General features: G+C 74.4%; 10 protein-coding genes and 1 riboswitch. Of the genes, 4 read left to right on the forward strand and 6 right to left on the reverse strand.

From position 1 onward, the window contains the following. Positions 1–305: 305 nt before the first annotated feature. The 4 genes from ACN267_RS16600 to ACN267_RS16615 all read right to left on the reverse strand — a co-directional run bounded on the left by ACN267_RS16600 (position 306) and on the right by ACN267_RS16615 (position 6,954). A complete protein-coding gene (locus tag ACN267_RS16600) occupies positions 306–3,497 on the reverse strand; it encodes a hypothetical protein (RefSeq protein WP_421489076.1) in 3,192 nt (1,063 codons plus the stop codon). Positions 3,498–3,751: 254 nt separating this feature from the next. Continuing rightward, on the reverse strand, positions 3,752–4,339 hold the full coding sequence (gene pgsA, locus ACN267_RS16605; RefSeq protein ID WP_204957323.1) for a CDP-diacylglycerol--glycerol-3-phosphate 3-phosphatidyltransferase: 588 nt from the start codon (positions 4,337–4,339) through the stop codon (positions 3,752–3,754). Positions 4,340–4,407: 68 nt separating this feature from the next. Next, positions 4,408–5,946 (reverse strand): 30S ribosomal protein S12 methylthiotransferase RimO, encoded by a 1,539-nt coding sequence (gene rimO / locus ACN267_RS16610; RefSeq protein WP_421489077.1) that lies wholly within the window; start codon positions 5,944–5,946, stop codon positions 4,408–4,410. An 84-nt stretch (positions 5,947–6,030) separates the two neighbouring features. Continuing rightward, positions 6,031–6,954, reverse strand: a complete 924-nt coding sequence (locus tag ACN267_RS16615; RefSeq protein ID WP_421489078.1) for an ornithine cyclodeaminase family protein — start codon at positions 6,952–6,954, stop codon at positions 6,031–6,033. Positions 6,955–7,045: 91 nt separating this feature from the next. Next, positions 7,046–7,112, forward strand: a riboswitch (guanidine-III (ykkC-III) riboswitch). Positions 7,113–7,170: 58 nt separating this feature from the next. Here ACN267_RS16615 and ACN267_RS16620 point away from each other — a divergent pair. Then, on the forward strand, positions 7,171–7,485 hold the full coding sequence (locus ACN267_RS16620; RefSeq protein ID WP_204956957.1) for a DMT family transporter: 315 nt from the start codon (positions 7,171–7,173) through the stop codon (positions 7,483–7,485). A gap of 23 nt (positions 7,486–7,508) precedes the next feature. Here ACN267_RS16620 and ACN267_RS16625 read toward each other — a convergent pair whose 3' ends face one another. Further along, positions 7,509–8,039 carry a DinB family protein gene (locus ACN267_RS16625; protein ID WP_421489079.1) on the reverse strand — a complete coding sequence of 177 codons (531 nt, stop codon included), beginning with the start codon at positions 8,037–8,039 and terminating at the stop codon, positions 7,509–7,511. 143 nt (positions 8,040–8,182) lie between these two features. On the opposite strand from ACN267_RS16625, the gene ACN267_RS16630 reads away from it, so the two are divergent. After that, positions 8,183–8,428: a hypothetical protein gene (locus ACN267_RS16630; RefSeq protein WP_281899691.1), complete on the forward strand. Its 246-nt coding sequence runs from the start codon at positions 8,183–8,185 to the stop codon at positions 8,426–8,428. A gap of 61 nt (positions 8,429–8,489) precedes the next feature. On the opposite strand, the gene ACN267_RS16635 is transcribed toward ACN267_RS16630, so the two are convergent. Then, entirely contained in the window at positions 8,490–10,961 is a 2,472-nt protein-coding gene (locus tag ACN267_RS16635) for a DNA translocase FtsK 4TM domain-containing protein (RefSeq protein ID WP_421489080.1), read from the reverse strand. A 113-nt stretch (positions 10,962–11,074) separates the two neighbouring features. Between ACN267_RS16635 and ACN267_RS16640 the strand changes: the two genes are divergently transcribed. Next, positions 11,075–11,551 carry a YbjN domain-containing protein gene (locus ACN267_RS16640; protein WP_204956949.1) on the forward strand — a complete coding sequence of 159 codons (477 nt, stop codon included), beginning with the start codon at positions 11,075–11,077 and terminating at the stop codon, positions 11,549–11,551. Next, a complete protein-coding gene (locus tag ACN267_RS16645; RefSeq protein ID WP_421489081.1) occupies positions 11,548–13,152 on the forward strand; it encodes a YbjN domain-containing protein in 1,605 nt (534 codons plus the stop codon). Before ACN267_RS16640 ends, ACN267_RS16645 begins: the two co-directional genes overlap by 4 nt. Positions 13,153–13,207: the final 55 nt, after the last annotated feature.

Consider the following 13,207-nt stretch of genomic DNA (forward strand, 5'->3'; position numbering starts at 1 on the left):
CACCGCCGGGCGGGCCGGCGGGGTGGACGGTCGCGCCATCGTCACCCGCCGGCTGTCCCGCCGACCCGGGTCGGATGTCCCGGCCCGGCGGGACCGATCGGACGGCGGCCCGCCCGGTGACCCGGGGAAGCGCGCCCCGCGCGGCGACCGGTGGGAAGCGCCCCGCGCGGCCGGCGACCGGCAAGGCTCGGCCCGCGACGGGGACGGGGCGCGCGACACCGGGGGAAGGGCCCCGGCCGGCCCGGCGGGCGGGGGAAGGGTCCCACCCGCTCGGGCCGACGGGGCCCTTCCCGGTCGACGCGCGGTCAGCCCGCCGGGTGCACGCTCACCGTGGTCGCCCGGGTCATGTCGGTCGCCGCGGTCACCTCCGGCAGCCCCTCGGTGTGCCCGCCGGAACGCACCCGGGACGACCAGTGGTCGTAGCGCTGGCCGAGCTGGCCGACCCGGACGAACGCCGCGCCGGCCAGGCAGGCGCTCAGCGGGTCACGCGGCTTGTCCGGCACGCTGGCCTGGGCGCAGCCGGCGCCGTACTGGCCCTGGTCGCGCAGCGGGTCGAAACCCGACCGTTCCCCGTCGCACGGGTTCCAGTCGAACGTCTGGACGCAGTCGGCGTAGTTCTCCACCGCCTGCGTCATCGCGTTGCGCAGGTGCTGGTGCGCCGACTGGTCGCCGTCGCTGCGCGGGCGGCTGTAGTCGGCGGGCAGCCCCTGGCCGCCGTAGAGCAGGCCGGCGAGGCTGTCGTCGAGTTCCAGCGCGGTCCCCCAGCCCAGTTCGGTGTACGCCTGCAACAGCCGCAGCGCGTCGGAGACCGCCTTGCCCTTCTGCCAGAGCACCCGGGACACCTCCCAGGTGTCGCTGCTCGGCGGGTTCGGCCCGGTGCCGGCCCGCATCACCCGGTAGAAGTACTTCTGCCGGCCGGACAGCATCGCGGCGGCCTTGCTGCGGGCGGACGTCGCCTGGGTGGCGACGACCGGGATCGCCGCCGACTCGAACGCCGGCTTGTACGTCCCCGCCCACCGGTCGGTGAGGTACTTGTTCTCGTCGTAGCAGTAGCCCTGCGGGATCGGGGACCGGACGTCCCACGAGCAGAACGTGCCGATGGGGAACACCCGGGTGGCGGTCTGCACCTCCTGCCAGTCCCCGCCGGCCCACTTCACCCGCGACCGCAGGGTGATCTGGAGGTCGCCGGTGGTGGTCTGGAACCGGGGCCCCTCGTGCTCCTCGACGTTGACGAAGTTCGCGTCGTAGCAGGTGGAGAACTCCGGGGCGTGCCCCGGCGGCATGGCGTGGCGGGCCAGGTGGAACGCGTTGGGCAGGTTGCTGCGGCGGAGCGTGGACGGGATCGGCCGGCCGACCCGGGTCGGGCCGCACCCGCCGATCGACTCGGCCTCGGGAATGCGGTTCGCGGCCGGGAGTTCCTGGTCCGGGCTGCCCCACATGTCGTGCACCGGCAGGGTGTCGCTGCCGTTCCAGACCACCGCCTTGCGGACGTTCTCCACCTGGGCGTTCCAGCCGGCGACCGCGGTGCGGTAGTCGGCCATCAGCGCGGTGAACAACGGGTTGGTGCCGCCGTCGGCGGTCGGCTGGCTGAACTGCCGCACCCGCTCGTTGATGGTCCGCCCGGTCTCGGCGACGGCGTCGCCCCGCCCGGCGGCCACCTGCGCGGCGAACTGCGGGTTCTCCAGTTGCAGGATGTTGTAGACCCGGGCGGCGGTGGACCAGGCGGCGGCGTTGGCGACCGGGCCGACGGTCCAGCTGCCGCCGACCCGGTTACGCGCCCACTGGCCCAGGTAGTTGATCGAGCCGGCGGGCAGGTGGGTGTCGAGCACGCTGACCGGGTCGGCGAGGCTGGTGCCGGCCGGCGCGGTGAAGGTGCCCTCGTCGGCGGCGTTGACGGTGGCGAAGGTGAAGGTCGGCGACTCGGCCTTCGGGAAGTAGGTGCCCAGGTAGTCCGGGATCGGCTGCCCGGTGATCTCCCTGTGGTGCACGTACGTGGTGATCACCTGGTTGAGCTGGCTCTTGGCGATGTTCTCCAGGGCCACGTGGGTGGCGAGCGCCATCGAGTCGACCTTGCGTTCGATGGTCTGCAACTGGGTGGCGATCCGGCCCAGGTTGGCGCGTACCTCGTCGAGGCCCTTGGTGAGCGCGTCGAGCTGGGCGACCAACCCGGCGTACATCTCCTTGAGCGCCGACTCGATCCGGTCGAACCGCTTGTCGATCCCCTTGGCCAGCCGGTCGATCTGCTGGCGCAGCTTGCCGATCTCCGCCTGGATCGCGGCGTTCGGGTCACCGCCCCCGGCGAACAGGCCGATCAGGCTCACCGCCGCGCCGAGCAGGTTACCGGTCAGCACCGCCGTGCCCATCGCCGTCGCGGCCATGGTCAGCCCCTGCCCGAGCACCGTCGTCACGTACGTGTTGATCGCGGTCACCGAGGTCACCACGGCCTTGCCGATGGTCTCCAACTGCTTGCCGAACTTCTTGTCGACGAAGCCGACCAGGGTGGACAGCACCGTGACGGTGGACCCGAGCCCCTCGAAGATCTTGCGGTTGGACTCGGTCTTCGCCTTCTCCGCGTCGATGACCGCCTGGCTGGGCTTCGGGTCCTGGTTGAGCGGGTACGTGGTGGCGTAGCCGACCACCTCGGTGATCCGGTTGTTGCCGTCGGTGTCGAGCACCTTCAGCGTCGCGTACGCCCGCTCCTGCACCAGCGCCTTGAAGGCGGTCGCGTCACCGCGGACGTCGCGGATCGCGGACAGCGGCACGTAGTAGCCGAGGGTGCCGGTGTTGCCGTCGGCACGCGGCTCGTGGATCCGCGCGGCCAGCAACCCGTCGACCGGGGTACGCACCCCGGTGCCGGTGCGCCCGGCGAACGCGCTGTCCCAGCCGGTGGCCAGCGCGTCGTCGGTGGCGGCCCGCCGGTGCAGCTCCCGCCAGGTGTCCTGGACCAGGTCCCGGGAACGGGCGTTCCACGCCGCGTCCTGGTAGCCGCCCCGGACCAGGTTCAACGCGTCCGGCACCACGTTCGCGCCCTCCGCGCCGACCGTGCTGGCCAGGAACGCCCGCACCGCCGGGCCGGTGGTCACCGCGCCGCTGGACTCGCCGAGCCGGGCCAGCACCGCCATCGCCACGGCGAACCGGGACCGGTCCTCGGCCCGCGCGTCGCCGACCGCCGCGTCGGCGACCGCCCGGGTGGTGGCCACGTGCCCCGCCACCTGGGTCGCGTCGGCACCCGGCTGGCCGGTACGCCAATCCAGCAGCTCGGCGGTGAGCAGGGCGTCCTTCAGCCCGGCCGCCCCGGCGTCGCGCAGCTGCACCACCGCCCCGAACAGCGCCCCGTGCACCGCCTGCTCGTCGAACGGCACCGGGTCGGCGGCGCGGGCCGGGGCCTGGTGCATGGTGACCGCCAGCACCGCCGTCAGGCCCGCCGCCCACAGCCGGCGGCTGCGCCACCCGCCGCCCGGGGACCGCCCCCGGGCATGTCTCGTCGCTGTCCCCACCGCTGCTCCTCCCGCCTGCGGGCGCGACCGCGCCCGCCGTCACCGGGCGTCGATCCGACCGGGCCGACGCCACACCGGGCACAGGGCCGGTGCGGTGACGACTCTGCGGGGCGGGACGTCCCGGCCGGCAGGGACAGCCGTCCCGCCGACCCGGGATTACGGCACGGGGCCGGGAGCCGACGGTGGCCGGCCGGGGATTGACGCCGGCCGCGCGCGGGCCGCACGGCGCGCGAGGTGAGGTGGGGAAGCCCCGGTCAGGAGCGGGGGCGGCGCAGGCGCAGGGCCTGGGCGACGTAGTCGAAGCCGGTGACCACGGTGACCAGCACGGCGGCGGCCATGATCCAGGGCCCGACGGCGGCGAGGGCCGCCGGCATCGGCCACAGGTACCAGGCGATGGCCAGGATCTGCAACGCCGTCTTGAGCTTGCCGCCCCGGCTGGCGGCGATCACGCCGTGCCGGATCACCCAGAACCGCAGCCCGGTGATGCCCAGCTCGCGGACGAGGATCAGCACCGTCACCCACCAGGGCAGCCGGTCGTAGACGGAGAGCAGCACCAGGGCCGCGCCGGTGAGTGCCTTGTCGGCGATCGGGTCGGCCACCTTGCCGACCGAGGTGACCAGGCCGAAGCGGCGGGCGATCCAGCCGTCCACCAGGTCGGTCATCGAGGCGAACGCGAAGATCAGGCAGGCGGCGATCCGCCACCCGGTGTGGGTCATCCCGGAGGCGACCACCGACGCGGCGAAGACCGGCACCAGCACCAGCCGCAGCAGGGTCAGGCCGTTGGCCGCGTTGAGCACCGGCACCCGGGCCACCGGCGGCGCGGACTCCGCCGCCCCGGTCACCGCCGCGCCCCGCTCCGGACCACCTGGCACCGCCCCACCTGGCTCCCCCGCTCCGTCCGGGCCCACCGTCACCGTTCCGCGCCGGGCGCCGCCGAGATCATCTCATCCGGCACGGCCACCAGGTCGACGCCCTCGGTCGCGGTGACCGTGGCCCGGACCAGGTCACCGGGGCGCAACGCGGTCAGGTCGACGCCGCCGCCGACCGGGGCGACCAGGGTGGTCGAGCCGTCGACCTCGGGGGCCTGGTGCGCCGCCCGGCCCTCCACCACGCCGTCGTCGACCGTGTCGACCAGCACCTCGACGGTGCTGCCGAGCCGCTCCTCGGCCCGCTGCGAGCACAACTCGTCGGCGAGCGCGGCGAGCCGGTCGTAGCGGCGCTTGACGGTGGCGGCGGAGAGCTTGCCGGGCAGGCCGGCGGCCTCGGTGCCGTCCTCGTCGCTGTAGTCGAACACGCCGATCGCGTCGAGCCGCGCCTCGGTCAGGAAGCGGGTCAGCTCGGCCACGTCCTGCCGGGTCTCGCCGGGGAAGCCGACGATGAAGTTGCTCCGCGCGCCCGCCTCCGGGGCCAGGGCGCGGGCGCTGGCCAGCAGCTCCAGGAACCGGTCGGTGGAGCCGAACCGGCGCATCCGGCGCAGCACCGGCTCGCTGGAGTGCTGGAACGACAGGTCGAAGTAGGCGGCCACGCCGGGGGTGGTGGCGATCGCCTCGACCAGGCCGGGGCGGGTCTCGGCGGGCTGGAGGTAGCTGGCCCGCACCCGGACGATGCCGTCGATCGCGGCGAGCTGCGGCAGCAGCTTCTCCAGCCCCCGCGGGTCGCCCAGGTCCTTGCCGTACGAGGTGGAGTTCTCGCTGACCAGCACCAGCTCGCGGACGCCGGTCTTGGCCAGCCACTCCGCCTCGGCCAGCAACTCGTCGGGGGTACGCGAGACGAACGCGCCCCGGAACGCGGGGATCGCGCAGAACGCGCACCGCCGGTCGCAGCCGCTGGCCAGCTTCAGCGAGGCCACCGGGCCGGTGTCGAGCCGACGGCGCAGCACCTGCCGCAGGTGCGCGGGGGTGTGCTCGTCGGTCTCCATCGTCGCCCGGGTGGGGGTGCCGTGGCCGGGCAGCGACACCGCCGACTCGCGCCGGTTGACCGGGGTGAGCGGCAGCAGTTCGCGACGGTCCCGGGGGGTGTGCGCGCCGATCGCCTCGCCGGCCAGCACCGAGTCGAGCCGGGCGGCGATGTCGGGGTAGTCGTCGAAGCTGAGCACCGCCTGCGCCTCGGGGAGGCTGTCGGCCAGCTCCCGGCCGTACCGTTCGGCCATGCAACCGGCGGCGACCACCTTCGCCCCGGTGTCGGCGGCGGCGAGCAGCGTCTGGATCGAGTCCTGCTTGGCCTTCTCCACGAACCCGCAGGTGTTGACGACCACCACGTCGGCACCCTCGCCGTCGGTGGTGACCTGCCAGCCGTCGGCGTGCAGCCGGGCGGCCAACTCCTCCGAGTCGACCTCGTTGCGGGCGCAGCCCAGGGTCAGCAGGGCGACCCGGCGGCCGTCGGCGGGCGACGGCTGCGGGGCGGGCCGCGACGGGCCGGCGTTGTCAGGCGTGGGGGTGGCGGACACCATCCGAGGGTACCGGGCGACGTCGCGGGCCCGACCGACGGCGGCGTGCGGTGTCGGCCGGTTCACCCTCCCCGGACGCGCCGGCGGTCAGACCGGCGTCGCGCCCACCCGGACCAGCCGGTCCAGCAGGGCGACCTCGGTGCCGGCCAGGCCGGTGGAGCAGAACACCGACACCTGGTCCGCGCCGGTCCGGCCGGGGACCGCGCCGGCCAGCACCGCCCCCAGGTCACGCAACCTGCCCGGGTACGGCCCGACGGCGGTCAGCATCGGCGGGTCGTACCCCGCCGCCTGGGCCGGCGAGTCGGTGACCAGCACGTCGGCGGCGTCGAGCAGGTCGGTGCCGAACTCGTGCCGGTGCACCTGCTTGAAGCCGACGGTGTTGACGTGGGTGCCCGGGGCGAGGTCGGCGGCGGCCAGCACCGGGGTGACGCTGGTGGTGGCGAGCACCACCAGGTCCCGGTCGCGGACCGCCTCGGCGGCGCAGCCGACGGCACGGGCGGGTATCCCCAGCTCGGCGCGGACCCGGGCGGCGAACGCCTCGCGGCGGGCCGCCGAGCGGCTGTGCACGGTCACCTCACGCAGGGGCCGGACGGCGGCGGTCGCCCACACCTGCGTCCACGCCTGACCGCCGGAGCCGATCACGCCCAGGGTGGCGGCGTCCGGGCGGGCCAGCGCGTCGACGGCCACCGCGCCCAGCCCACCGGTACGCCGGGAGCCCAGCTCCGCGCCGACAGCGATGGCCCGGACCGCCCCCGTCCGGGCGTCGTGCAGCACCACCAGTTGCTCGCCGGCCGGGTGGCCGAGGGTGTCGTACGAGCGGAAGCCGTACCACTCGTCGGTGAGCTGCCCGGCGGTGAGCACCATCCGCCCGCCGGCCAGCGGTGCGGAGGCCCGGGGTGGCGCGACGAGCCGGCCGGCGTGGGCGGCCAGCAGGGCGTCCCGCATCGCCGCGACGGTGGTCGGCGCGTCCAGGGTGGCGGCGACCTGCCGGTCGTCGAAGAGCAGCGTCATGCTCCCCATGCTGCGACCTCAAGCTGACTTCAACTCAAGGTGTGGTGGGGAGGATCACCCCACCCCGGCGGCCGGCGGTGCTAGCGTCGGTCGTGGTGGCCCGCGCGGCCACCCCGGACGAGTCGCGGGCGTACCCGGTCAGGCCAAGACGCCCCGTACCTGACCGACTCGTCCCCGGCCGACGGCCCGGGACCCGCACCCCCGAGGTGATGCCCGATGGCCTGGATCGTGCTGGTGCTCTCCGGACTCCTGGAGACCGCGTGGGCAGTCTCCCTCGACCGCAGCGCCGGGTTCACCCGGCCGCTGCCCTCGGCCGTCTTCGCGGTCACCCTGGTCGCCAGCATGGCGGGCCTGGCGTACGCGCTGCGCGACATCCCCGTCGGCACCGGCTACGCGGTCTGGGTGGGCATCGGGGCGGTCGGCACCGCCGTGGTCGGCATGGTCGCCCTCGGCGAGTCGACGAGCCTGCCCCGGCTGCTCAGCCTGCTGCTGGTGGTGGCCGGCGTGATCGGCCTCAAGCTCTTCCACTGAGCGGGCCCGGGGAACCGCCCGGGTCAGGGCGCGTCGCCCGCGTGCCGCAGCAGCCGGAGCTGGCCGATCTCGGCGACGTTCTTCATCAGCTCGGCGTTCACCCAGGCGACCATGTGGGCCACGGTGTACGCCGGGTCGTCCCGCCACGGGAACGACGCGGTCGCGTCGAGATCGGCGTCGCCGAGCTGGTCCAACACCGCCAACCACGCGGTACGCAGGTCGCCCAGCCATGCCACCGTCCGGTCCCGGTCACCGGGCCAGTCGATCTCGGTACGCTCCCGCGGCCGACGCCCCCGCGCATGGTCCACGGCGACCGTCCACCACCAGCCGATGTGCCAGGTGACCCAGCCGATCGTCGGGACGGGGACCGGGTCGGGCTCGACGTCCGCCCAGTCCGGCACCCATCCGCCGTCGGCAGCCGGACGCATCGTCCAGCAGTGCGGTGCCGGCTCCCAGAGCAGGTCCGCCGGCTCCAGGCGTTCCAGGTGGTATTCGAACAGGGACCAGGTCAGGTCGAACTGCGCACGCAACAGGTCACGACGGGATGCCGGCATCGGGTGACCCTGTCATACCGTCCGGCCCCGGATCGACCGGAATTCCCGCGCCGGCACCGCATCGCCGCCCGGTGCGTAGTTTCCGTCCGGTGTGGGTAGTGATCGATCACCACAGCAACCAGCCCCCGACCACGGAGGACGTCATGGCCGACACCCACGCCCCCGCCCGCCCGCGTACCAACGCCGCCCGCATCTGCACCATCCTGGCGTTCGTCTTCGCCGTCGTCGCGCTGCTGATCGCGCCGGTCATCTTCGGCATCATCGGCCTGGCGCTCGGAATCGTCGGTGCGGTGCTCGGCGACAAGCCACTCGGCTGGTACGCGGCCGCCGCGAACGTGGCCGCCATCGTCCTGAGCCTCGTGCTGATCAGCGCCATGATGAACAGCTGACCTGACCCACCCGCGCGAACGGGCCCGCCGGAGATCCGGCGGGCCCGTCGCACGTCCCGGGTCAGTCCACGTCGCCGCGCAGGCCGACCAGCACCTCTTCCAGCTCGTCCGGCTTGACCAGCACGTCGCGGGCCTTGGAACCCTCGGACGGGCCGACCACACCCCTGGTCTCCATCAGGTCCATCAGCCGGCCCGCCTTGGCGAAGCCGACCCGCAGCTTGCGCTGGAGCATCGAGGTGGAACCGAACTGTGAGGTCACCACCAACTCCACCGCCTGCACCAGCAGGTCCAGGTCGTCGCCGATGTCCTCGTCGATCTTCTTCTTGCTGTCCTGCGCCGGGGCCAGCACGTCGGAGCGGAATTCCGGCTCGCGCTGGTCCTTGCAGAACTTCACCACGTCGGCGATCTCGCGCTCGGTCACCCAGGCGCCCTGGATGCGGACCGGCTTCGACGCGCCCATCGGCAGGAACAGCCCGTCGCCCCGGCCGAGCAGCTTCTCCGCGCCCGGCTGGTCGAGGATGACCCGGGAGTCGGCGAGCGACGAGGTGGCGAACGCCAGCCGGGACGGCACGTTCGCCTTGATCAGGCCGGTGACCACGTCGACGCTCGGCCGCTGGGTGGCCAGCACCAGGTGGATGCCGGCGGCGCGGGCGAGCTGGGTGATCCGGACGACCGAGTCCTCCACGTCGCGCGGGGCGACCATCATCAGGTCGGCCAGCTCGTCCACGATCACCAGCAGGTACGGGTACGGCCGCATCTCCCGCTCGCTGCCCGGTGGGGCCTTGATCTCGCCGTTGCGCACCTTGCGGTTGAAGTCGTCGATGTGCCGGACCCCGTTGGCGGCGAGGTCGTCGTAGCGCATGTCCATCTCGCGCACGACCCACTCCAGCGAGTCGGCCGCCTTCTTGGCGTTGGTCACGATCGGGGTGACCAGGTGCGGGATGCCCTCGTAGCCGGTCATCTCGACCCGCTTGGGGTCGATCAGCAGCAGCCGCACCTCGTCCGGCGTGGCCCGGGTCAGGATGGACACCAGCAGGGTGTTGAGGCAGCTCGACTTGCCCGCGCCGGTGGCACCGGCGATCAGGATGTGCGGCATCTTCGCGAGGTTGGCCACCACGAAACCGCCCTCGATGTCCTTGCCGAGGGCCACCACCATCGGATGGTGGTCGCTGGTGGCGGCCCGGGAGCGCAGCACGTCACCGAGGGCGACGTTCTCCGGGTCGGTGTTGGGGATCTCCACCCCGACCGCGCTCTTGCCCGGGATGGGGCTGAGGATGCGTACGTCGGGCGACTTCACCGCGTACGCGATGTTGCGGGAGAGCTGGGTGATCCGCTCGACCTTGACCCCATGCCCCAGCTCGACCTCGTACCGGGTGACGGTGGGGCCCCGGGTGAAGCCGGTGACCTCGGCGTCCACCCCGAACTGGTCGAAGACGCCGGTCAGTGCGGCGATCACCTCGTCGTTGGCCTTGCTGCGGGTCTTCGGGGCAGCGCCACCGGTGAGCATGTTGGCCGGCGGCAGCACGTAGTCGCCGGCCAGCCCGGTCAGCGCGAGCTGCTCGGCGCGGGTGGGCGGGGCGGAGTGCTCAGGCGGCTCCACCGGCTTGCGGCTGGCCGGCACCCGGCTCGCCGGCCGGCGGGGCAGCACGATCGTCTCCTGGAGGTCGACCTCTGGGCCGACGTCGTCGAAGTCGTCCGGGTCGGGCGGCGGGGGCGCAGCCTTGCGGGCCGGGCGTTTACGGGCCGGCTTCGCGACGGCCTCCGTCGGCTCCGCGTCCTCCTCCGCCGGGGCCTCGGGCGGGGCGACCAGCGTGCCGGCGAGCAGCCCGAGCCGTTCCGGGATCTTGTTGATCGGGGTGGCGGTCACCACCAGCAGGCCGAAGACGAGCAGCAGGATCAGCAGCGGCATCGCCACCCAGGCGGTCACCGCCCGCTCCAGCAGGTTACCGATGCCGGCGCCGACGAGGCCACCGGCGTAGTCACGCTGCACCGGGTCGACGGGATTCTGTCCGATGTGCAGCATCGCCGCCGTGGCGACCAGCATGGAGCCCCAGCCGACCAGGCCCCGGCCCCGGTGCTCCAGGTCCACCGGGGTCCGCATCAGCCGCCACGCGCCGATCATCAGCAGCACCGGCACCACCACCGCGATCGCGCCCAGGAACAGGCGTACGGTGTCGGCCAGCCGCGCGCCGAACGGGCCGGCGCCGGAGAACCAGATCGCCACCGCGCTCAGGATGGCCAGCCCGAACAGCAGCAGGCCGGCACCGTCGCGGCGGTGTTCCGGGTCCAGCTCCCGGGCGGAGGCGGCCTGCCGGCCGGCGGCCCGGAAGCCCCAGCCGACCCCGTGCGCCAGGCCCATCCACAGTGCCCCGACGGCCCGGCCCACGTACGCCGCCGGAGCGGGCCGGGGGGCCGGTCGCCGCCGGGCCGTCGCCCGGGTGGTCTTCTTCGCCGGCTGACGGGCACGACTGTTCGTGGTGCCGCGCGGCGACGCGCCGCGTCGCCGGCTCGCCTGAGAGGTACGGCCCGCCATAGAGTCACCGTAACGGCGTGACCCGGCAGACCGCCGCTTTTCCGGGTCGTGTCCGCGCGTCGCAGCACGGACCACGCCCGCAGACGTGTTATTCGCCTCAGAAGGGATGCCCGATGGCGTCGCCTGCTTTCGCGGACCGTCCCGACCCCCTGGCGGGTGACCCGCAGGCCCTGCGTCCGCTGACCACCGAGCTGGTCGCCGCCGTGCTGGGCACCCGGGGGTACGTCGTGGTCGCCGACGGGGACGGGGACCTGGTGGGCCGCTGGGACGACAGCCTGATCTGGTTCCTGCGCCAGGGCGGCCAGGGCGAGCTGCTCCAGGTCCGCACCCTGACGGCGGCGACCTTCGACATCGAACACGTCCCGGCGCTCTACGCCTTCTGCAACGGGTGGAACCACGAGCGGTTCTGGCCGAAGGCGTTCGTGCACGTCGACGACGACGGCCGGGCCCAGGTCTGCGGTGAGGTGATCACCGACCTGGAACGCGGGGTCACCCCGCACCAGCTCGACCGGTTGCTCGACTGCGGCATCACCGCCGGCTGCCAGCTCGCCGCCGCCGTCGGCCAGCTACCCGGCCGGACGCCCGGATGACCGGCGGGTTCACTCCCGGGGCGGACGGGCCGCCCGCGCCGCGCGACCCGGGCCTGGCCGCCGCGTTCGCCGACGCCGGGGACCTGCCCGACGGGGAGGCCCGGCTGGCCGAACTCGACCGGATCGCCGCCCGCGCCGACGCGCTCGGCGACCCGCACTCCGCCCTGGACGCCCGGTTCGCGCTGGTGGCGGCGTACCTGCGACACGGTGGCCGGTGGCGGATCATCGAGCCGGTACGCCGCCTGCTGGCCGCCGTGGACCGGTCCCCCGACCTGCTCGACGCCCGCCCCGGTGACGCGGAACTGCTGCGCCGGCACCTGCGCCAGGCGGTGGAGGCCGCCATCGGCACCCCCCGGATCGGGCTGGACCAGGCCAACGCCCTGCTCGACGCGCTGGCCCACCGGGTCGGCGCGGAGGCCGGCGTGGTCGCCCAGCTGCGCTGCCGGCTCGCCGACCACACCGGCGACGAGCCCACCGCCCGCCTGTGGTACGACAGGTGGACGGCCGCCGCGCCGGACCCGGAGGCCGGCTGCCCCGCCTGCCTGGCCGTACGCCGCGCCGAACTGCTCGCCGGCTGGGGCGACGACCGGGCCGCGTTGGCGGCGCTGCGTCCCGCGCTCGACACCGGGGTCGACTGCACCGACCAGCCGGAACGGGCCCTCGCGGTGGGGCTGCTGCCGTGGCTGCGCACCGGGGCGGCCGGTCGGGCCGCGACGGCGCACCTGCGGGCGTACCGGCGGCACCGGCGGGAACGCGCGGCGCTGCCGTACCTGGCCGCGCAGTTGCGGTTCTGCGTGCTGGCCGGGCACCCGGACCGGGCGCTGGACCTCCTCGCCGAGCAGCTGCCCCGGCTGGACCACCCCTACGACGACCTGTCGGCGCTGGAGTTCGCCGCCGCCGGGGCGCTGGTCTGCACGCTCGCCGCCGAGTCCGGCCTCGACGCCCGCCGGATCCGCCGCCCCGGCCACGCCGACCGGCCCGCCGCCGACCTGGACGTGGCGACCCTCGGCGTCGACCTGCTGGCCGAGGCGACCCGGCTGGCGGGCAGCTTCGACGCCCGCAACGGCACCGGGCACCACGCCGGACGGATCGCCGCCTTGCTGGCCGAACGGCCGACCGGCGACCCGGTGCCCCTGCCGACGCCGGAGAGCATCGAGGACCCGGCCGACGAACCGTTCCTGCCCTCGGCCGAGGAGCCGGCCCCGCTGAGCCTTTCGCAGCTCACCGCCGTGCTGGACACCCGGGGCGACGTGTACGCCGTCGACGCCGGTGGTGTGGTGGTCGGCCGCTGGGACGAGGCGGTCGTGCAGTTCCGCCTGCTGGGCCGGGACGGGGAGATCCTGCACGCCCGGGTGGTGGCGGCCCGGCGGCTGGCGGCGGGTCGGCTCGCCGAGGCGTACGAGTTCTGCAACGCGTGGAACCACGACCGGCTGCTGCCGAAGGCGTACGTGCACGAGCTGCCCGGCGGTGAGCTGGTGCTGGCCGGCGACGTCACCACCGACCTGGCGCACGGGGTGGCCCCGGCGCAGCTCGGCATCCTGGTCGACGCGGCGGTGAGCACCGGCGTCGCGTACGCCGCCGCGGTCGCCGCCCTGCCCTGACCGCCGCCCTGACCGCCACCGGCCGACGGACACGGGAGCGGCCCCCGACCTCCGG

It is taken from the genome of Micromonospora sp. WMMD734 (genome assembly GCF_049178975.1).
Classification (GTDB): Bacteria; Actinomycetota; Actinomycetes; order Mycobacteriales; family Micromonosporaceae; genus Micromonospora; species Micromonospora wenchangensis.

What these genes read in the sequence shown, in the direction of transcription:
- rimO (WP_421489077.1), bottom strand. Translation starts at nt 5,946, where the DNA reads ATGGTGTCCGCCACCCCCACGCCTGACAACGCCGGCCCGTCGCGGCCC.
- ACN267_RS16615 (WP_421489078.1), bottom strand. Translation starts at nt 6,954, where the DNA reads ATGACGCTGCTCTTCGACGACCGGCAGGTCGCCGCCACCCTGGACGCG.
- ACN267_RS16620 (WP_204956957.1), top strand. Translation starts at nt 7,171, where the DNA reads ATGGCCTGGATCGTGCTGGTGCTCTCCGGACTCCTGGAGACCGCGTGG.
- ACN267_RS16625 (WP_421489079.1), bottom strand. Translation starts at nt 8,039, where the DNA reads ATGCCGGCATCCCGTCGTGACCTGTTGCGTGCGCAGTTCGACCTGACC.
- ACN267_RS16630 (WP_281899691.1), top strand. Translation starts at nt 8,183, where the DNA reads ATGGCCGACACCCACGCCCCCGCCCGCCCGCGTACCAACGCCGCCCGC.
- ACN267_RS16635 (WP_421489080.1), bottom strand. Translation starts at nt 10,961, where the DNA reads ATGGCGGGCCGTACCTCTCAGGCGAGCCGGCGACGCGGCGCGTCGCCG.
- ACN267_RS16640 (WP_204956949.1), top strand. Translation starts at nt 11,075, where the DNA reads ATGGCGTCGCCTGCTTTCGCGGACCGTCCCGACCCCCTGGCGGGTGAC.
- ACN267_RS16645 (WP_421489081.1), top strand. Translation starts at nt 11,548, where the DNA reads ATGACCGGCGGGTTCACTCCCGGGGCGGACGGGCCGCCCGCGCCGCGC.